This is a genomic window from Pseudomonas fjordensis (genome assembly GCF_976987115.1).
Genome location: NZ_OZ336860.1, coordinates 2,831,954 through 2,851,205, shown reverse-complemented (window position 1 = coordinate 2,851,205; position 19,252 = coordinate 2,831,954). Strand labels below are relative to the sequence as shown.

The window sequence follows — 19,252 nt, the reverse complement described above, 5'->3', positions numbered from 1 at the left end:
TGGGTTTTTTCAGATCGATTTGCGCGTAACCTTGGCGCAGATCGATCTGTCCCAGGATGAAACATGGAACTGCACCTCGTCATCACCGGCCGCAAGGACCTGGCTGCCCAGCTTTATCAGCAATTGCGCCAAGCCATCGCCACCGGGCGGCTGTCGGCGGGCGCGCAACTGCCCCCCAGCCGACTGCTCGCCGAACAACTGGGCATCTCGCGCAAGACGGTATCCGACACCTACGCCACCTTGACCTACGAAGGCCTGCTGATTGGCAAGATCGGCCGCGGCACCTTCGTCAACGCGTGGGCGCCACAGCCCGATCGCGTGCAAACCGCCACCGACCTGGCGTGCGCCGCCAACCTGGGCAAATGGGCGGCATTGCCCTCGCCCATGGGCCACCCCGCCCGTGAAGACATCCTGCGCTACGAATTTATCGGCGGCGCGACGACACGCCACCACTTCCCCCAGGACGAATGGCGGCGTTGTACCCAGGATGCGTTGCGTCGTATCGCCCAGAACAGCGGTTTTTACAGCCAGCCAGAAGGCGTGCCCGCCCTGCGCGAAGCCATCGCCGGGCATATCGCGTTTTCTCGCGGGGTCAAATGCGGAGCCCGCGATATCGTGGTCACCAACGGGGCACAGCAGGCGCTGGACCTGATTGCCCGCGTGGTGCTTGAGCCCGGCAGCCTGGTCGCGATGGAAGACCCCGGCTACAGCCCCGCACGCCAATTGTTCGTCGCGATGGGCGCCAATGTTGCCAGTGTGGCCGTCGACAAAGAGGGCCTGCAGGTCGACCAGATCCCGGATGGCACCCGCTTGATCTATGTGACGCCGTCCCACCAATTCCCCCTCGGCATGCCCATGAGCCAGGCGCGGCGCGAGGCCCTGCTGGACCGCGCCATTGCGCTCGGCGCGATCATCATTGAAGACGATTACGACAGCGAGTTTCGCTACGAAGGCCGCCCCACCGACTCCCTGCAAAGCATGGATACCCGAGGCGTGGTTACCTACGTCGGCACCTTCTCCAAAACCCTGTCGCCGGAATTACGCCTGGGCTATGCGGTGCTGCCGCCGGCCATCTACGGTGCGGTGCTCAAGGCCAAGAAATTGACCGACCAGCACAGCGCTACCTTGCCGCAGTGGGCACTGGCCAAGTTCATCAGTGAAGGTTACCTGCTCAAGCATATTCGTCGCTGTCACAGCCTCTATGCGGGGCGTCGCGAACGCATATTGCAGCGTCTGGCGGGCGATCTGTCACCGTGGTTCGAGGCAGTACCGACGGTGGCGGGTTTTCACCTGGCGGCCCTGTGCAAGGTGCCAGTGAATATTCCCTTACTGATGGAACGGGCGCGTGAGGTCGAGGTGGGGTTGTATCCCCTGGACGTGTTCTTTCACGATCTGCCGGTGCGCTCTGGGCTGATTCTGGGGTTCGGCGCCATCGAGACTCTGGATATCGACCCGGCGCTGGACAAGGTTCGCGATATTCTCTTGCAGATTGGCTAGGCGGTTTTCCGGCGCATTGGTCATTGGTGGCAGGCCTTCTGCGGCGTAGGGTGAAGCGGTCTTTCACCCGATGGAACCCTCATCATGAAACGCTTATTCGCTGCCACACTGATGCTCGCCTCCCTCAGTGCATTTGCCCACGACCCGGTCTACAACCAGGAAACGCTCAAGGTGCTGCAAGAGCACGCCTTGACCAACGTGCCAGGCAAGAAAACCATCATGCTCACCGTGGACTACGCCCCCGGCCAGGCCACCGTGCCCCACAGCCACACCGGCACCGCCGTGGCGTATGTGCTCGAAGGCCAGATTACCTCGCGGGTCAATGATGAAAAGGCGATCACCTACAAAGCCGGGCAATCGTTCTACGAGCCGGCCGGCTCGCGGCATTTTGAGTCAAGCAATGCCAGCCAGACCCAACCGGCCAAACTGCTGGTGGTGATGGTGCTGGATGACAAGGCTGAGGTACTCACCCCACTTCCCAAATAATCAGCAACACCACAAAACCCCTGTGGGAGCTGGCTTGCCTGCGATAGCGGTGGGCCAGTAAAAGATGAGCTGGCTGATACACAGCTATCGCAGGCAAGCCAGCTCCCACAGTTTCAACCGTGTCTGGTCAGGGACGTTTGAACAGGTTGCGCAGGTGTTCAATACGCGACCGGCACTCGCAACCCTCCAGATGGTCATTGACCATCCCCATCGCCTGCATCAACGCATACATCGTGGTCGGGCCGACAAAGGTCCAGCCGCGTTTCTTCAGGGCTTTGGACAAACGCACCGAAGCCGCCGAGGTCGGATTGGCCGTCCAGTAAGCCATATCCACCACTGCCGGCCGCTCTTCTGTGCCGGGTTCGAACGCCCACAGCCAGCGCGCCAGCGAGCCGGTCTCCTCCACCAGTTCACAGGCCCGACGTGCATTGTTGATGGCCGAGACGATCTTCGCCCGGTTGCGCACAATGCCCGGGTCGCTCATCAACCGCTCGATGTCCGCCTCGCCATACTGCGCCACCCGGCGAAAATCAAAGCCCTCGAACGCCTGGCGAAAGTTTTCGCGCTTGCGCAGGATGGTGATCCACGCCATCCCTGCCTGAAAACCCTCCAGGCAGATCTTCTCGTACAGCGCGATGTCATCCGCCACCGGCACGCCCCACTCGTGGTCGTGGTAATGCAGGTAAGCAGGCGCTGCAGTGCGCCAGGCGCAATACATGCGCCCTGCTTCGTCGGTTGTCAGCCCTGGTTGGTCCATCCATCACCTCGTATGCCGAAGGCGATGATACGCAAAAAAAATTAATCCCCGCCAACCGCTCAAGCATCGTACTTACCGACCAACTGGTCAGACCGGGACCTGCCAACCGCCAAATATTTACTTGTGATTTGAAAAAACCCGAGCGTAGACTGGCCCCGCACTGGACTTACCGGTAAGACCACAACAATTAAGCCCTGGAACCACCAGGGCACCGAATAGAGATCCCTCCCATGCTCAGATGGTGCTCGCGTTCGATTTTCCTGCAAGTCGTGATTGGCCTGATGCTCGGCATCGCCTGCGGCCTGGCCCTTCCCGAATTCTCCTCGCAACTCAAACCCTTGGGTGACGGCTTTATCAAGCTGATCAAAATGCTGATTGGCCTGATCGTGTTCTGCGTGGTGGTCAGCGGTATTTCCGGCGCGGGCGATTTGAAGAAAGTCGGGCGCATCGGCCTCAAGTCGGTGATCTATTTTGAAATGCTCACCACCGTCGCCCTGGTGCTCGGCCTGATCATGGCCTTCAGCACCGGCATTGGCAGCGGCGCCAATATTCACCTGGAGCAACTCTCTTCCGCCGGTTTGAATGAGCTGGCCGACAAAGGCCAGCACATCCGCGGCACCAGCCAGTTCCTGATGGAGTTGATCCCCAACTCGGTGGTCGGCGCCTTTGCCGATAACAACGTGCTGCAAGTGCTGTTGTTCTCGGTGCTGTTCGGCAGCGCGCTGAACCTGGTGGGCGAAGCGGCCAGCGGCATCTCGCGGCTGATCAACGAATTGAGCCATGTGATCTTCCGCATCATGGGCATGATCGTGCGCCTGGCGCCAATTGGCGTATTCGGTGCCATCGCCTTCACCACCAGCACCTATGGCCTGGACTCACTGCAACACCTGGGCAGCCTGGTGGGGCTTTTCTACCTGACCTGCTTTGCCTTCGTGGCGGTGATCCTCGGGCTGGTGATGCGCCTCTCGGGCCTGCGCATGTTGCCGCTGCTCAAGTACCTGCGTGAAGAACTGCTGATCGTGATGGGCACCGCTTCGTCGGATGCGGTGTTGCCGCAGATCATGCGCAAACTGGAGCATCTGGGCATTGGCAGCTCCACCGTGGGCCTGGTGATTCCCACCGGTTACTCGTTCAACCTCGACGGTTTCTCCATCTACCTGACCCTGGCGATCGTGTTTATCGCCAACGCCACCGGTACACCGCTGTCGATGACCGACTTGCTGACCATCCTCCTGGTATCGTTGATCACCTCCAAAGGCGCCCATGGCATTCCAGGCTCGGCGTTGGTGATCCTGGCGGCAACGCTCACGGCGATTCCGGCTATTCCAGTGGTCGGACTGGTGTTGGTGCTGGCCGTGGACTGGTTCATGGGCATCGGCCGGGCGCTGACCAACCTGATCGGCAACTGCGTGGCCACCGTGGCGATTGCACGCTGGGAAAAAGACATTGATATCCAGCGCGCCAACAAGGTGCTCGACGGCCAGCAAGGCTATGCCTTCCAGGCCAAGAAGCCGGTGCTGCCGGCGCATCAGGAGTTCTAACCCCTCTTATGAGCGGCACAGATCAAATGTGGGAGCGGGCTTGCTCGCGAAAGCGGTGGTTCAGCTTGCAAATCCAGTGACTGAAACACCGTATTCGCGAGCAAGCCCGCTCCCACATTTTGACCCCCGCACGCTTGGCAATCGTATGAGCAACATCAAGGAGCCTTCGACGTGATCAGCACCTCAACCGTCGTCAATTCAGTGGTAGAAAAACTGCGCGCCGCCTTGGCGCGAGGCCAGTGGCGCCGCGGTGAAATGCTGCCTGGCCAGCGTGAACTGGCCGAACAGCTGGGCATCAGCCGCCCGAGCCTGCGCGAAGCGGTGATCGTGCTGGAGACCCTTGGCCTGGTGCGCTCCATGCCCGGCAAAGGCGTGGTCGTGCTGGAAACCAGCGTCAGCGAGCCGCAATCGAGCGACGCCGTGGCCGATGCCAGCCTCGAGGACATCCTGCAACTGCGCTACACCCTCGAACCTTTCATCGTCGGCCTGGTGGCCCAGTCCATCAGCAGCAAGGAAATCGGCCAACTGCGTCTGACCCTGATGGACATGCGCGAGGCTCTCGATGCGGGCGATGCCGAAGCCGGCATGAACGCCTATATCGACTTCCATGAAGAACTGTTCGCCCTGACTTCCAACCCGATCTTTCAGAACGTGGTGCAGCAAACCAGCACCGCGCTCAAACAAAGCGCCCAGGTATTGCGCAACTCGCCAGAACACCTGGCCGAACGCCTGCAAGAAAACGAAGCCGTGGTACGCGCCATCCGCAACAAGAACAGCGCCCTGGCCAGTGCCGAAATGCGCCGGCACATCCTGCAGGAAGGCCTGCGCATGGGCATTCGCTTGAATATCCCGGACGACCATCTGGGCAGTTGATTTTCGGAGACCGGCCATGAACGCTCACGCCTTGCAACGCAATTGCACCCTCACGTCCTTACGCTGGACGCCCGAAAAAAAGCCCTCAGTGGACGACATCTACCCACGCTTGTTCGACGCCATCCTTGAGCAACGCATTGCGCCCGCCAGCCGCTTCACCGAAGAAGGCCTGGGCGAGCTCTTTGGCGTGAGCCGCAGCGTGATTCGCCGGGTGCTGGCCAAGCTGTCCCATCAGCAAGTGGTCATCCTGCGCCCCAACCAGCGCGCCCAGGTCGCCGCGCCGGATGCCCAGCACACACGGCAGATCCTGGAAGCCCGGCGCCTCACCGAAATCACAGTGGTGCAACTGGCCTGCGCCCAGGCCACCGCGATGCAGATTCGCCAACTGCGCGAGCTGATTGCCCAGGAGCGCGACGCCATTGAGCGTGACCAACGGGGGCCGGCGATCCGGTTTTCCGGAGAGTTTCATCTGCAACTGGCGCACATGGCCGGCAATGCGCCGCTGGCCCAGTTTCTCAACAGCCTGGTGCCGTTGACGTCGTTGATCATTGCGCAATTTGAAGCCAAGGCCTGCACGTATTGCGCGTGGCAGGAGCATGTGGCGATTGTGGATGCCGTGGAACAGCGCGACGCCCACATGGCCGTCGCCTTGATGACCCAGCACCTGGATCACCTGGAAACCCGACTACTCAAACACCACTGATCCCCAGTGAATGAAGATCAACCTGTGGGAGCTGGCTTGCCTTAATGCGATTGTAGGAGCGAGCTTGCTCGCGAAAAACGCACAGGCGCCGCATTCATTCAGCAAGCACGCGTTATCGTTGACGTTTTTCGCGAGCAAGCTCGCTCCTACATTGATCGCATTCCAGATCAAATAAAAAAGCCCCCGCATCTCACGATGCGGGGGCTTTTGGTTTAGCGAGGCATCAAGCCGGTTGCAACACCGACTGGCCACTCAACGCCAGGTCCAGCAACTCACGGTTGGCCACCGCGTACATGGCGTAGTCCGTGCCCACTGCGGCACGAATTTCCACCATCATGGCGCGCCAGCGATCCGCCATGTCCTGGTGCTGCTCAAGCCACAGGGCCACGCGGGCTTCCATGTCTTGTGGCGCATCGGCCATTTGCAGGACCGAGATGGTGATCGCCCGTTGCTGCCAGTCCACGTCATCGCGGAAGGCTTCGCGGGCCTGGGCCTGCCAGTTGTTGGCAACCGGCAGATCGCTGATCTGCTGCAAGTACCAAGGCAGGTCCAGGGCGCTGCCGACGGCGAAGTAGGCCTTGGCCACTTCGGCGGCGTCATGCCCGGTCACGTCGGCGGCTTCGATGATCGGCAGCAAGGTGTACAGGTGGGTAGTGCCTGCAACCATGCGCGCCAACAACTCCGGTACGCCGGCCTGGGTGTAGGCCTGGTAGCGGTTCTGCCAGCCTTCGCGGGTCGGGCCTTCCAGCAGTTCGTCGAGCTTGAGGCCCAGCGCGGCCAGGTGCGGACCGAAGTGCGCGGTGTCACGCCCGGCGTCTTGCTCGTTGCGACGGCTGCGCAGGAACCAGCGCGTAGCGCGACGGCCCAGGCGCATCAGTTCATCCATCAGCTCCAGTTGCACGTCAGCGGAAACCTGGTGGTCCAGGGCTTCAATCTGACGGAACCAGTGCGGGAGATGGAAGATGTCCCGCACGATCACATACGCGCCCGCCACGTTCGCCGGGCTCATGCCGGTCGACTCTTTGAGTCGTTGAACGAAGGTGATGCCCATGTGGTTGACCAGGTCGTTGGCGATCTGGGTGCTGACGATCTCGCGCTTCAGACGGTGGCGACGCATGGCTTCGCCGAACTTGGCCACCAGGCTCGGAGGGAACGCGGTCTCCATGTCGCGGGTCAGGTACTCGTCATCCGGTACCAGCGACTTGAGCAGCGCTTCCTTGAGGTCGATCTTGCTGTAGGAAATCAGCACCGACAGTTCCGGACGGGTCAGGCCCTTGCCGCTGGAGGCGCGCTCGGTCAGCTGCTCTTCGGTCGGCAGGTACTCGATGGCACGGTCCAGCTTGCCACGGCCTTCCAGGTCGCTCATCAGGCGCTTGTACTCGGCAGCACGCTCGTAAGCCCTGCGCGCGGCCAGGGACAGGGCCTGGGTCTGCTTGTAGTTGTTGCCCAACACCAGGTTGCCGACTTCGTCGGTCATGCTCGCCAGCAGCTGGTTGCGCTGCTTGTCGGTCATGTCACCGGCCTGCACCACTTCGTTGAGCAGGATCTTGATGTTTACTTCGTGGTCAGAGCAGTCCACGCCACCGGCGTTGTCGATGAAGTCGGTGTTGGAACCGCCGCCATTGAGGCCGAATTCCACACGGCCCAACTGGGTCATGCCGAGGTTACCGCCCTCGCCCACTACCTTGCAGCGCAGCTCGTTGCCATTGACGCGCAGTGCGTCGTTGGCCTTGTCGCCCACATCGGCATGGCTCTCGGTGCTGGCCTTGACGTAAGTACCGATACCGCCGTTCCACAACAGGTCCACCGGCGCCTTGAGCAAGGCGTTGAGCAGTTCGGTCGGGGTCAGCTTGTCGGCCTGGATGTCGAAGCGTTCTTTCATCTGTGGCGAGATGGCAATGCTTTTCGCGCTGCGCGAGAAGATACCGCCGCCTTCGGACATGATGCTGGTGTCGTAGTCGGTCCAGGCCGAACGCGGCAGTTCGAACAAACGCTTGCGCTCGACGAAGCTGGTGGCCGGGTTCGGGTTCGGGTCGATGAAGATATGCAGGTGGTTGAACGCTGCGACCAGTTGCAGTTTGTCCGACATCAACAAACCATTACCGAACACGTCACCGGCCATATCGCCGACGCCCACCACGGTGATGCTGTCTTCCTGCACGTTGATGCCGCGCTCACGGAAGTGACGCTGCACACCCACCCACGCGCCCTTGGCGGTGATGCCCATTTTCTTGTGGTCGTAACCGGCCGAACCACCGGAAGCGAACGCATCGCCCAGCCAGAAGCCGTAGTCGATGGCAATGCCGTTGGCGATGTCGGAGAAGGTCGCAGTGCCTTTGTCCGCCGCCACCACCAGGTACGGGTCATCGTCGTCATGGCGCACGACGTTGGCCGGCGGTACCAGGGCGCCGTCTTTCAGGTTGTCGGTGATGTCCAACAGGCCAGAGATGAAGATGCGGTAGCAGGCGATGCCTTCGGCCGCGATTTCGTCCCGGCTGCCGCCCAATGGCAGGCGACGCGGCAGGAAGCCGCCTTTGGCGCCCACCGGCACGATCACCGAGTTCTTCACTTGCTGGGCTTTTACCAGGCCGAGCACTTCGGTACGGAAGTCTTCTTCACGGTCGGACCAGCGCAGGCCGCCACGGGCCACGTTGCCAAAGCGCAGGTGCACGCCTTCGACCCGTGGCGAGTACACGAAGATTTCAAACTTCGGCACGGGCTTGGGCAGCTCTGGGATAGCACGCGGGTCGAACTTGAAGCTGAAGTACGACTTGTTCTGGCCGTTGGCGTCGGTCTGGTAGAAGTTGGTACGCAGGGTGGCCTTGATCAGGTCCAGGTAGCGACGCAGGATCCGGTCTTCGTTGAGCACCTGGACGTCGTCCAGGGCGCTGAGGATCGCTTGCTCCAGGCGTTGCTGCTTGTCTTCCAGATCGTCGGCAGTGAGCTTGCGCGCCAAGTAGAAGCGGGTCTTGAACAACCGGGTCAATTCGCGGGCGATGTCGGTGTGGTTGTTCAGGGTGCTGGCGATGTAACCCAGGTCGAAGCCCAGGCGAATCTGCTTCAGGTAACGGGCATAGGCACGCAGCAGTGCCACGTCGCGCCATGGCAGGCCGGCGGTGAGGACCAGGCGGTTGAACGCATCGTTCTCGGCATCGCCATGCACGATGTGCACGAATGCATCCTGCAGGGTGTCGTTGAGCTGCTGGATATCCAGGTTCACGCCTTCGGCGGCGATGAACGCAAAGTCATGGATCCAGAACTCGCGGCCATTGGCATGACGCAGGCGATACGGGAACTCGCCCAGCACACGCAGGCCGAGGTTTTCCAGGATCGGCAGCACGTCGGACAGCGCCAGCGGCGTATCGGCGTGGTAGAGCTTGCAATGCAGCTCACGCTGGCCGGAGACCTGGCCCAGCGGCTGATAGAAGCTCATCACCAGCGGGTTGGCTTCGGTCAGGCTGTTGAGGTGCTGCATGTCGACCACAGCCGAATGTGCGGCAAAACGCTCGCGGTAGCCGGCCGGGAAGCCTTTGGGGAAATCCGCCAGCACGTTGGTGCCCTGGGCTTCGCCGAAGCTTTCCACTACCAGGCTGGCGTAATCGTCCTGCCAGCTGCGGCAGGCCTGCACCACTTCTTTTTCCAGTTGCAGCGGGTCGATGTCCAGGCGGTTCTTGGGGTCAACACGCAGAATCAGTTGCACACGGGCCAGCACGGACTCGGAGAAGAAGGTCCAGAACTCGCAGTCCGAAGCCTTCAGACGGTCCATCAGCACTTGCTGGATCTTCTGGCGCACTTCGGTGGAATAGATATCGCGTGGCACGTAGGCCAGGCAGTAGCAGAAACGACCGTACGGGTCTTTGCGCAGGAACACGCGGATCTTGTTGCGCTCCTGGATCTGCACAATCGACATCACGGTGCTGAACAGCTCGTCGACCGGGGTCTGGAACAGATCGTCACGGGGCAGTACTTCAACCACTTGGGCAAGTTCTTTACCCAGGTGCGCCTTGGCCTGGAAGCCCGAGCGACGTTCGATTTCCGCAACCTTGCGACGGATATAAGGGATCACCCGCACGCTTTCGCCATACACCGACGAGGTGTACAGGCCCATGAAACGGTGTTCTTTGATGACCTTGCCGTCGGCGCTGATCTCACGGATAGACACGTAGTCCGGGTAAGCCGGGCGGTGCACGCGACTTGGGTGTGCGGCCTTGGCGAACGACAGCACGGTCGGCTCGCGCAGGTAGGCCACAGCGTAGTCTTCGATGCGCAGGTCTTCGGCAGTGAGGCCGGCGCGCAGCAACTTGGTCAGACCGAGGAAGGAGCTGGCGTCATATTCGATATGACCGCCGTCCGCCTCGTCACGTACCACGAACTCTTCGTAGCCCAGGAAGGTGAAGTGGTTGCCCACCAGCCATTCGAGGAAGTTCTTGATCTCGGCTTTTTCTTCGCCGTCGATGGCGAACGCACTGGCGTCGATACCGGCCAGCAGGTCCTGGACCTTGGCTTTCATCGGTTCGAAATCGGCCACGGCCACGCGCACTTCGCCCAGCACCTGCTCAAGCTCTTTGCTCAGCACGTTCAGCTCGGCGGCATTGGCGCAGCGGTCGATCTCCAGGTACATCAGCGATTCTTGCAGGATGCCTTCGCCCTGGGTGCCCTTGGGCAGGATTTCCAGCAGCTCGCCCTTGCTGCCACGACGCACGCTGAGCACGGTGGTTTGCAGGGTATGGATGCTGTAGCCACGGCGGTTCAGCTCAGTGCGTACCGAATCGACCAGAAAGGGCAGGTCATGGTGCAGCACTTCGACCGCGGTGTGGGTCGACTGCCAGCCATGACGTTCGTAATCGGGGTTGTATACCCGCACTTGCGGTTGGGTGTGATCAAAGCGCTCAAGCAGGCGCCAGGCAGACAGGGTGCAACCGGCCAGGTCGGAAAGGCGACGCTGGGTCAGTTCGTCCAGGGAAATGATGCCGAAAAATTGTTCAGCGAACAGCGCCACTTGTGGCAGTGCCTGTTCACTGAGGTGCTGCGCCAGTGCCGCTTGCAGTTGATGCTGGAAGTCGGCCTTGCTGGCTGCGGTGAAGAACGCCATCTGTGGTACTCCGCTTGGGCTTGTTATTGATGAAAGCGTCGCGTGTTATCCCCTCGCGGGGAGACCGTCAGCTCTGTTCGCTGGTGTGCTGACAAGCACCATAAACGAATCAGGGCGACAGGTGGGTGAAGCTGGACAAGACAGTCAGGTCACATACAACTTCCATACGGCATGCCCCTGGCCAGGTGACGATACGACGGGCAGGTCAGGCGCCTGGCACAGGGCACATCCGTTGCGCAGCTTAACGAGTGTAGGAAGAGCGCTGCTTGCGACGCTGCGACATATTCGGTCATCGGTAAGCAGGGTATCGGTTGCAACTTGGGCAACCTCGGTTTTTCGGTGGAAAATCTTGCTACTTTGAACACCATCAGTACCAGAAATGACCGATCCGGTCCGTCAGGTCATGCCTAAGTTCCGACACAGGATGAAGCACAAAATTCGCCGCAATGGCACAATTGCCCTCCCCTACACAGGATTGCCCCATGCTGCAGCTGAAAACCGACGCCCTGATGGTCACCCCGTGCGACGACGAAGAAGACAACATGGCCATGCTGTGCTGTCACGGCAAGAACGGCGAAATGTTCATGCTCACCCGTTACCCGGATGAAGATGAAGTGGAGCTGACCTGGGACTACGAACCTTCGACCCTCGATGGGCTGAAAGTGACGCTGGGCGACACCACCTTATTGATCGAACTGGCGGCTGGCGATGCCGATGCCCTGGGCGGTAAGGACCAGTTGGAGATCACCCACAGCACCGCTGCGGCAGACATGGCTGAAGTGCAGGAAACCCTGCAGAACATCCTCACGGGCACCGGCACTTTCATTCGGATCTGAATGCACCGAAGACCCCCTGTGGGAGCTGGCTTGCCTGCGATGACGGCCTGGCAGTCAATACAGTTGGACCGGGTACATATCCGTTATTTAGGTAACGGCCACTTAGGGTTCCGCCCTGACGGCGGCTCACTTTCGAAAAGCGCGAAAGTAAGCAAAGCGCTCTTGCCCCACCACTCGGCACCTCGCTTAGGCTCGGTGTGCCCGTAATCCGCCAGTGATTTGGGGGGCCGCCGCCACGCGCCATCCATGGCGCGGGGCGGCTAAACCGGCATCCCTGCCGGTTTACCCCCCAAATCCCTGTCGAATTCCGGCCAGCGTGGTTTGACGGGGCGCCTGAGATCAAAAGCAGGTCAAGATCAAGAGCGACTCGCTTCGCATCGTGGAGTGTGTGGCCGTACTCTACCTACCCAGCTGTTATGCCTCTCACACCGCAATCCTGTAAGTTTCGCCAAAAATACCCATCAAGCCGTTAGTCGCCGCACCCCGCGATGCATTAAAGTAAACGCCCCAGGCCCGGTGTTCTGTCACAACACCCAGGCTCATCTTTTCCAGGAACCGTCATCGATGGAACATCGTGAAGCGCTGCTTGCGCTGCGAACCTTTCTTTCTACGCAGATTCTCGGCCAGGAAAAACTCATTGATCGCCTGCTGATCGCCCTGCTCGCTGACGGCCATATGCTGGTCGAAGGCGCACCGGGGCTGGCCAAGACCAAGGCGATCAAGGAGTTGGCCGAAGGGATCGAAGCGCAGTTCCATCGTATCCAGTTCACCCCCGACCTGTTGCCCGCCGATATCACCGGCACCGAGATCTATCGCCCGGAAACCGGCAGCTTTGTGTTCCAGCAAGGGCCGATCTTCCATAACCTGGTGCTCGCGGACGAAATCAACCGTGCCCCGGCCAAGGTGCAGTCGGCCTTGCTCGAGGCCATGGCCGAGCGCCAGGTCAGCGTGGGCCGCAGCACTTACGAGCTGTCGCCGCTGTTTTTGGTGATGGCCACGCAAAACCCCATCGAGCAGGAAGGCACCTACCCGCTGCCCGAAGCCCAGCTCGACCGGTTCCTGATGCACGTCAAGATCGGCTTCCCGGACGCCGCCGTCGAGCGCCGTATCCTGCAGCAAGCCCGTGGCGAAGCGCTCAATGGCGAAACCAAGCCCGAGCGTCGGGTGAGCCAGCAGGCCATCTTTGCCGCACGCAAGGAAATCCTCGGCCTGTACATGGCCGATGCCGTGGAGGAATACCTGGTGCAACTGGTGATGGCCACGCGCACCCCGTCCAAGTTCGACCCGGAAATGGCCGAGTGGATCGCCTACGGCGCCAGCCCCCGAGGCTCCATCGCCCTGGACCGTTGCGCCCGCGCCCATGCCTGGCTGGCCGGTCGCGATTTCGTCAGCCCCGAAGATATCCAGGCGGTGCTGTTCGACGTGCTGCGCCACCGCATCATCCTGTCGTTCGAGGCCGAAGCCGCCGGGGTCGACCAGGACCGCGTGGTGCAGCGCATTCTCGACGTCGTTGCCGTCGCTTGAAGTCGATGAACGCAAGCGATGGCATCCGCGTAACCCTCAGTGAATTGATTGAGATGCGCCACCGCGTGCGTGAAGTGCAGTTGTTCTCCACGCCTGGCCAACGTAGCCCGCTGGTGGGCCTGCATCACTCCAAGCTGCGCGGGCGTGGCGTCGATTTTGACCAGGTGCGCGTGTACCAGGCCGGCGACGACGTGCGCACCATTGACTGGCGCGTGACGGCGCGTACCCAGGAGCCGCACACCAAGCTGTTCCACGAAGAGCGCGAACGGCCGATTTTCATCATGGTGGAGCAAAGTTGCCGGCTGTTTTTCGGCTCGGGGCAAATGTTCAAGTCGGTGCTTGCCGCCCAGGCCGCCAGCCTGATCGGTTGGGCCGCCCTGGGCCATAACGACCGAGTGGGCGGGCTGGTGTTCGGCGACAGCGAGCACTACGAGATCAAGCCACGGCGCAGCAAGCAAAGCCTGTTGCAACTGCTTAACCGGCTGGTGCGGGTCAACCAGAGCCTGAACACCGAGCGTCAGCCGGAAGCGGATGCCCTGGGCATGGCCTTGCGCCGTGGCCGCGAGGTGCTGCGCCCGGGCAGCCTGGTGGTGGTGATCTGTGATGAGCGCGCCCTCACCGAAGGCGCCGAGCAACAGCTGAGCCTGTTGGCGCGCCATTGCGACCTGCTGTTATTACCGATCTCCGACCCGTTGGACCATGCCCTGCCCGCCGCCGGGCTGCTGCGTTTCGCGCAAAGAGGCGCGCAACTGGAACTGGACACCCTGAATATCGACCTGCGCCAGGCCTACAAGGCTCAGGCCGAAGCCCGTATCGCCCGTTGGGAACGGCTCGCGCAGAAACTGCGGCTGTTGTTGATGCCCTTGAGTACCCAGAGTGAAATGGTCGAGCAACTGCGCGAATACCTCAACCCGCAACGCCCGGTTAAAAAACCATGAGCAGCCTGGACCAACTGCAACCACTGATCGCCCCGCCCGCCATTGGCTTCTGGCCGCCTGCGCCGGGCTGGTGGCTGTTGCTGCTGGTGATCCCCCTGCTCGGTTGGGGCCTGTGGTGGCTGCGCCGTTTCCTGCCGGCTCGCCGCCCCGTGGCGCGTGCCGAACAACCGCTGGACCCATTGCGTATCGCCGCCCTGGCCGAGCTGGCTTTGATGCCCAAGCCCTACGACGGCGCGCCGGCGGGCGCCTGGTTGCAGCAACTCAACGGCCTGCTCAAGCGCCTGTGCCGTAACGACTACCCTTATAGCCAGAGCCACACCCTCAACGGGCGCAAATGGCTGGCCTTCCTGGATAACCGCTGCCCCGCCGCCGGCCTGACGCGCTGGATGGTGTTGGTGGAAGGCGCCTACAAGCCCGAATGCAAGCTCGACGACAAAGCCATCGCCGGTCTCACGCAAGCCGTCGACACCTGGATTCGCAAACATGTTTGAGTTCGCCTGGCCGTGGATCTTCGCCCTGTTGCCACTGCCGTGGATCATGCGCCTGGTGCTGCCTGTGGCCGACAGCGGCGAACCGGCGCTCAAAGTCAGCTACCTCAGCGACCTTGAAGGCCTGGCCCGCCGCCGTGCCCGGGTCAACCTGCCCGGCTGGCGCCAGCAAGCCCCCTTCGTGGTGCTGTGGTTGCTGCTGTTGACCGCCGCCGCCCGTCCGCAATGGCTGGGCGAACCCCTGCCGATTGCTGCCAGCGGCCGAGATCTGCTGGTGGCGGTGGACGTCTCCGGCTCCATGGACTTTCCCGACATGCATTGGCAGGACGAGGACGTCAGCCGCCTGGCCCTGGTCAAGCACCTGCTGGGGGACTTTCTGGAGGAGCGTGAAGGTGACCGCGTGGGCCTGATCCTGTTTGGCAGCCAAGCCTACCTGCAAGCGCCCTTGACCTTTGACCGCCGCACCGTGCGCACCTGGCTGGATGAAGCGCGCATCGGCATTGCCGGCAAGAACACCGCCATCGGCGACGCCATCGGCCTGGCCCTCAAGCGCCTGCGCCAACGCCCGGCGCAAAGCCGCGTGCTGATCCTGGTCACTGACGGCGCCAACAACGCCGGGCAGATCGACCCGTTGACCGCTGCGCGCCTGGCGGCCGAGGAAGGCGTGAAAATCTACCCGATCGGCATCGGTGCCGACCCCGAGCAAACCGGCTCCCTGGGCATCCTTGGCGTCAACCCGAGCCTGGACCTCGACGAACCGGCGCTCAAGGCACTGGCCGAGGCCACCGGCGGCCAGTATTTCCGCGCCCGTGATGGTGAGGAGTTGCTGAAGATCAAGGACACCCTCGACACCCTTGAGCCGGTGGAGCAACAACCCACCCAGGCCCGCCCGGCCCAGGCGCTGTACAGCGGCCCATTGGCCTTGGCGTTGGTGTTGAGCCTGTTGCTGGTAATCCAGGAACGCTGGCCGAACAACGCCTTGCAGCGCGGCTTCAATCGACTATCGAGCAGGGGCATCTTTTTGCAGCAACACCCTGAATGGCGCCAGCGTCTGCAGCGCCTGCGCTTGCGGAGGCGTCGATGATCGCGCTGTGGCCGCACTGGTTGCGCCCCTGGTGGCTATTGCTGTTGCCCCTGCTTGGCTGGTTGCTGTGGCAGTTGTGGCACCGGCAAAAGCGCGCCGGGCGTTGGCAGATGATCCTGCCGTCGGCGTTCCATGCCGAGTTGCTCAGTGGTGGCAATGGCCGCGAGAGCAAATCGCCGTGGGTAGTGCTCGGCATCGCCTGGCTGTTGGCCGTGTTGGCGTTGCTGGGCCCCAGTTGGCAACGGGTTGAGCAGGCCAGCCAGAAACCTTCCGACCCCTTGGTGGTGCTGCTGGAACTGACCCCGGAAATGCTCGCCACCGACAGCCCGCCCAACCGCCTGGAGCAGGCGCGGCGCAAGCTGTATGACTTGCTGCAAGCGCGCACCGATGCGCAAACAGCCATCATCGTGTATGCCGGCAGCGCCCATACCTTGGTGCCGCTGTCCGATGACTTGGCCACCAGCCGCAACCTGTTGGAAGCCCTGCGCCCCTCGATCATGCCCGAGCCCGGCCATCGTGCCGATCTGGCCGTGGAAAAAGCCCTGGGCCTGCTCAAGCAAGGCGGTCTTGGCCAAGGGCGCTTGCTGCTGATCGGTTCCTCACTGTCCAAACAAGAGCGCCAAGGCATCCGCCTGCAACTGCAAAGTGCCCAGGCTCCAACGTTGTCGATCCTCGGCATCGGCAGTCGCGAAGGCACGCCGGTGACTCAGGAAAGTGGCGAGTTCCTCAAGGACGACCAGGGCGCGATCCTGGTGCCGCGTCTCGACAGCCCGACCCTCAAGGCGTTCGCCAGCGAAATGGGTGGCCGCTACCGTGCGGCGCGCCTGGATGACAAGGACCTGCGCCAACTCGGCATGCTCGACAGCGCCCAAGCCCTGCGCGACGACGGCCAACGGCTGCGCCTGGACAGCTGGGCCGACCAGGGTTACTGGCTGCTCTTGCCGCTGTTGCTGCTGGCCGCGTGCGCCGGGCGTCGCGGCTGGCTGTTCTGCCTGCCCTTGCTGCTGATGGGTGCGCCGCAACCCAGCTACGCCTTTGGGCTGCAGGACCTGTGGCTGCGCCCCGACCAACAAGGCCAGTACCTGCTCAAGCACAAACGCCCGGCCGAAGCCGCCGAACACTTCCAGGACCCGCAATGGCAAGGCGTGGCGCTGTATGAAGCCGGCAATTACGCCGAGGCCATCAAGCGGTTTGCCCAAGGCAGCGATGCCTATTCCCACTACAACCGTGGCAATGCCCTGGCCAAGGCCGGCGAGCTTGAAGCGGCCATTGATGCGTATGAACAAGCCCTGGAAGCCCAGCCCGATTTGCAACCGGCACTGAAAAACAAAGCCCTGGTTGAAACCCTGATGCAGGAGCAAGCGCAGCCCGAGGCAGAGCCGCCAGCAAAAAACGAAGATGACGAAACCGCCCAACCCGGCCAAACTGCGCAACCGGGTGCCAGCGCACAAACGGCACAGGGTGGCGAGCAGTCGTCCCACGGCCAGGGCGAAGCGGGCACCGCTGAGACTCAGACAGCCGCCACGCCACAGCCTGGCGGTAATGAAGTGCCAGGCAGCGAACTGGGCGACGAGCAAACCACCACGCCCCCACTGCGCCCCGCCGACACACGCCTGGAAGGCGAGCGCCGCCAGGCCTTGGAGCAATGGTTGCAGGAGATCCCGGACAACCCCGGCGAACTGTTGCGACGCAAATTCTGGTACGAACAGCAACAACATCAGGACACCACTCGATGAGCCGCCGCACCACCCTTTTGCTCCTGCTCGCGCTGTCGGCAGGCCACGCCCAGGCGGCGGACCTGGTCGCCAGCGTAGACCGCAGCCGCCTCAACTCCGGGGAAACGGTGGAACTGACGGTGCAATCGAGTGATGTGACCCAGTTCGGCAAACCGGACCTGTCGCCCCTGGACGCGCAGTTCGAAGTCAGCGGCACCCGCCAGATCAACCAACTTACAACACTGGACGGCGACAACCACGCCACCACCCGCTGGATCATCACCCTGCTGCCCAAGGTGAACGGCAACGTGGTCATCCCGCCACTGCAAGTGGGCGCACTCAAGACCCAGCCGATCACCCTGCAAGTGGTGGAAAGCGCCAGCCAGAACACCAGCGCCGAACTGGCCCCGGTGTTCATCGAAGCCAACCTCGACCAGACCAGCGTATACGTGCAGGCCCAGGCCCTGTTGACCGTGCGCGTGTACCACTCGGTGTCGCTGTATGACGACAGCAGCCTCACACCCTTGCAGATACCGGATGCACGTGTCGAACAACTGGGCGAATCACGCACCTATGAAAAGGTCATCAACAGCATCCGCCATGGCGTGATCGAAACCCGCTACGCCCTTTACCCGCAACACAGTGGCGCCGTGGTGATTCCGGCACAGACCTTCAGCGCCACCCTGGTGGAATCGCGCCCGCCCCAGGAAAACACCTTGCAGGGCACCAAGCCGGGCAAGATGATTCACGTCAGCTCCGCGCCCCTGCCCTTGACGGTCAAACCCAAACCGGACGCCTACCCCGCCGACGCCCCCTGGCTGCCCGCACGCAGCCTGAGCTTGAGCGAAGGCTGGAATCCCACGCCGGACCACGTGCAAGTCGGCGACTCACTGACCCGCAGCCTCACCGTGGAGGCCGAAGGCCTGTCCAGCGCACAATTGCCGGCGCTGCCCGGCACCGAGGTCAACGGCCTGCGCCGCTACCCCGACCAACCGGTGATGGCTAACCGCACCAGCGACCGCGGCCTGACCGGCAGCCGTGAAGACCGCGAAGCTTTGGTGCCGACCCGCGCCGGCGAGCTGGAACTGCCCGCCGTGGAAGTGGTGTGGTGGAACACCCACGAAGACCATCTGGAACGCACCAGCCTGCCGGCGCGTACCGTGCACGTGGCGGTGAACCCCAGCCTGGTGGTCGACACCCCGGCGACACCGACCATCATCACCGCACCCGACGATGACCGCCTGTGGCTCTGGCAACTGAGCACACTGATACTGGCCTGCACCACCCTGCTGGGCTTTGGCCTGTGGTGGCGCGCACGCCGACAACCGGCGGTACAACGCGCCGCCCAAACCGGCCCCAGCCCACGCACCCTGCTCGACGACCTCAAGCGCGCCACCCAGGCCAACGACCCCCACGCCACCCGCCAGGCCCTCGACGCCTGGGCAAGGCAACAACCCGAAACCCTGGCCGACATGGCCGCACGGTTTGTGCCGTTGTCAGATGCCCTGGACGGGTTGAATGGTGCGCTGTACAGCGAAAGCGGCCAATACTGGTTGGGCGATGACCTATGGCGCGCGATCAAGGCGATCCCCGTGGCCGAACGCGAGCAAGACCCGGCCACCGACACCACCAGCTTGCCGCCGCTCTACCCCAAATAACCCAGCCTCAACCAACACCACAAAACCCTGTGGGAGCGGGCTTGCCCGCGATGGCCATAG

The 19,252-nt window shown here is 62.3% G+C and carries 14 protein-coding genes; 12 read left to right on the top strand and 2 right to left on the bottom strand.

Going from position 1 to position 19,252, the window contains the following annotated elements; genetic code table 11:
- The first annotated feature begins 63 nt into the window (after window positions 1–63).
- On the top strand, window positions 64–1,497 hold the full coding sequence (pdxR, locus tag ACWHXD_RS12805; protein WP_138762571.1) for a MocR-like pyridoxine biosynthesis transcription factor PdxR: 1,434 nt from the start codon (window positions 64–66) through the stop codon (window positions 1,495–1,497).
- Between the two features lie 84 nt (window positions 1,498–1,581).
- Window positions 1,582–1,983 (top strand): cupin domain-containing protein, encoded by a 402-nt coding sequence (locus ACWHXD_RS12800; RefSeq protein WP_047710700.1) that lies wholly within the window; start codon window positions 1,582–1,584, stop codon window positions 1,981–1,983.
- 127 nt (window positions 1,984–2,110) lie between these two features.
- On the opposite strand, the gene ACWHXD_RS12795 is transcribed toward ACWHXD_RS12800, so the two are convergent.
- Window positions 2,111–2,740, bottom strand: a complete 630-nt coding sequence (locus tag ACWHXD_RS12795; protein WP_098951744.1) for a DNA-3-methyladenine glycosylase I — start codon at window positions 2,738–2,740, stop codon at window positions 2,111–2,113.
- Between the two features lie 215 nt (window positions 2,741–2,955).
- Between ACWHXD_RS12795 and ACWHXD_RS12790 the strand changes: the two genes are divergently transcribed.
- The 3 genes from ACWHXD_RS12790 (at window position 2,956) to ACWHXD_RS12780 (ending at window position 5,857) form a co-directional block, all read left to right on the top strand.
- Window positions 2,956–4,281: a C4-dicarboxylate transporter DctA gene (locus ACWHXD_RS12790; RefSeq protein ID WP_169855370.1), complete on the top strand. Its 1,326-nt coding sequence runs from the start codon at window positions 2,956–2,958 to the stop codon at window positions 4,279–4,281.
- Between the two features lie 171 nt (window positions 4,282–4,452).
- Window positions 4,453–5,154: a FadR/GntR family transcriptional regulator gene (locus tag ACWHXD_RS12785; RefSeq protein ID WP_014718317.1), complete on the top strand. Its 702-nt coding sequence runs from the start codon at window positions 4,453–4,455 to the stop codon at window positions 5,152–5,154.
- A gap of 16 nt (window positions 5,155–5,170) precedes the next feature.
- Window positions 5,171–5,857, top strand: a complete 687-nt coding sequence (locus tag ACWHXD_RS12780) for a GntR family transcriptional regulator (RefSeq protein WP_032892131.1) — start codon at window positions 5,171–5,173, stop codon at window positions 5,855–5,857.
- Window positions 5,858–6,080: 223 nt separating this feature from the next.
- Here the strand turns inward: ACWHXD_RS12780 and ACWHXD_RS12775 are convergent, their stop codons facing one another.
- Complete coding sequence (locus tag ACWHXD_RS12775) at window positions 6,081–10,949, bottom strand: NAD-glutamate dehydrogenase (protein ID WP_138762570.1); 4,869 nt, start codon at window positions 10,947–10,949, stop codon at window positions 6,081–6,083.
- A gap of 482 nt (window positions 10,950–11,431) precedes the next feature.
- Between ACWHXD_RS12775 and ACWHXD_RS12770 the strand changes: the two genes are divergently transcribed.
- The 7 genes from ACWHXD_RS12770 to ACWHXD_RS12740 all read left to right on the top strand — a co-directional run bounded on the left by ACWHXD_RS12770 (window position 11,432) and on the right by ACWHXD_RS12740 (window position 19,192).
- Window positions 11,432–11,785, top strand: coding sequence for a hypothetical protein (locus tag ACWHXD_RS12770; RefSeq protein WP_034135431.1), 354 nt, complete (start codon window positions 11,432–11,434; stop codon window positions 11,783–11,785).
- 564 nt (window positions 11,786–12,349) lie between these two features.
- Window positions 12,350–13,309 (top strand): AAA family ATPase, encoded by a 960-nt coding sequence (locus ACWHXD_RS12765; protein ID WP_032892134.1) that lies wholly within the window; start codon window positions 12,350–12,352, stop codon window positions 13,307–13,309.
- 5 nt (window positions 13,310–13,314) lie between these two features.
- On the top strand, window positions 13,315–14,247 hold the full coding sequence (locus tag ACWHXD_RS12760; RefSeq protein ID WP_032892136.1) for a DUF58 domain-containing protein: 933 nt from the start codon (window positions 13,315–13,317) through the stop codon (window positions 14,245–14,247).
- Entirely contained in the window at window positions 14,244–14,738 is a 495-nt protein-coding gene (locus ACWHXD_RS12755) for a DUF4381 domain-containing protein (RefSeq protein ID WP_003190798.1), read from the top strand. The genes ACWHXD_RS12760 and ACWHXD_RS12755 overlap by 4 nt, the downstream gene beginning before the upstream one ends.
- Window positions 14,731–15,819 (top strand): vWA domain-containing protein, encoded by a 1,089-nt coding sequence (locus ACWHXD_RS12750; protein ID WP_138762569.1) that lies wholly within the window; start codon window positions 14,731–14,733, stop codon window positions 15,817–15,819. The genes ACWHXD_RS12755 and ACWHXD_RS12750 overlap by 8 nt, the downstream gene beginning before the upstream one ends.
- Entirely contained in the window at window positions 15,816–17,555 is a 1,740-nt protein-coding gene (locus ACWHXD_RS12745; RefSeq protein ID WP_138762568.1) for a tetratricopeptide repeat protein, read from the top strand. Before ACWHXD_RS12750 ends, ACWHXD_RS12745 begins: the two co-directional genes overlap by 4 nt.
- Window positions 17,552–19,192: a BatD family protein gene (locus tag ACWHXD_RS12740; protein ID WP_138762567.1), complete on the top strand. Its 1,641-nt coding sequence runs from the start codon at window positions 17,552–17,554 to the stop codon at window positions 19,190–19,192. Before ACWHXD_RS12745 ends, ACWHXD_RS12740 begins: the two co-directional genes overlap by 4 nt.
- Window positions 19,193–19,252 lie beyond the last annotated feature (60 nt).

Coding starts and splice junctions, on each gene's coding strand:
- ACWHXD_RS12740 (WP_138762567.1), top strand. CDS start 17,552: ATGAGCCGCCGCACCACCCTTTTGCTCCTGCTCGCGCTGTCGGCAGGC.
- ACWHXD_RS12745 (WP_138762568.1), top strand. CDS start 15,816: ATGATCGCGCTGTGGCCGCACTGGTTGCGCCCCTGGTGGCTATTGCTG.
- ACWHXD_RS12755 (WP_003190798.1), top strand. CDS start 14,244: ATGAGCAGCCTGGACCAACTGCAACCACTGATCGCCCCGCCCGCCATT.
- ACWHXD_RS12760 (WP_032892136.1), top strand. CDS start 13,315: ATGAACGCAAGCGATGGCATCCGCGTAACCCTCAGTGAATTGATTGAG.
- ACWHXD_RS12795 (WP_098951744.1), bottom strand. CDS start 2,740: ATGGACCAACCAGGGCTGACAACCGACGAAGCAGGGCGCATGTATTGC.
- pdxR (WP_138762571.1), top strand. CDS start 64: ATGGAACTGCACCTCGTCATCACCGGCCGCAAGGACCTGGCTGCCCAG.
- ACWHXD_RS12770 (WP_034135431.1), top strand. CDS start 11,432: ATGCTGCAGCTGAAAACCGACGCCCTGATGGTCACCCCGTGCGACGAC.
- ACWHXD_RS12780 (WP_032892131.1), top strand. CDS start 5,171: ATGAACGCTCACGCCTTGCAACGCAATTGCACCCTCACGTCCTTACGC.
- ACWHXD_RS12765 (WP_032892134.1), top strand. CDS start 12,350: ATGGAACATCGTGAAGCGCTGCTTGCGCTGCGAACCTTTCTTTCTACG.
- ACWHXD_RS12800 (WP_047710700.1), top strand. CDS start 1,582: ATGAAACGCTTATTCGCTGCCACACTGATGCTCGCCTCCCTCAGTGCA.
- ACWHXD_RS12775 (WP_138762570.1), bottom strand. CDS start 10,949: ATGGCGTTCTTCACCGCAGCCAGCAAGGCCGACTTCCAGCATCAACTG.
- ACWHXD_RS12750 (WP_138762569.1), top strand. CDS start 14,731: ATGTTTGAGTTCGCCTGGCCGTGGATCTTCGCCCTGTTGCCACTGCCG.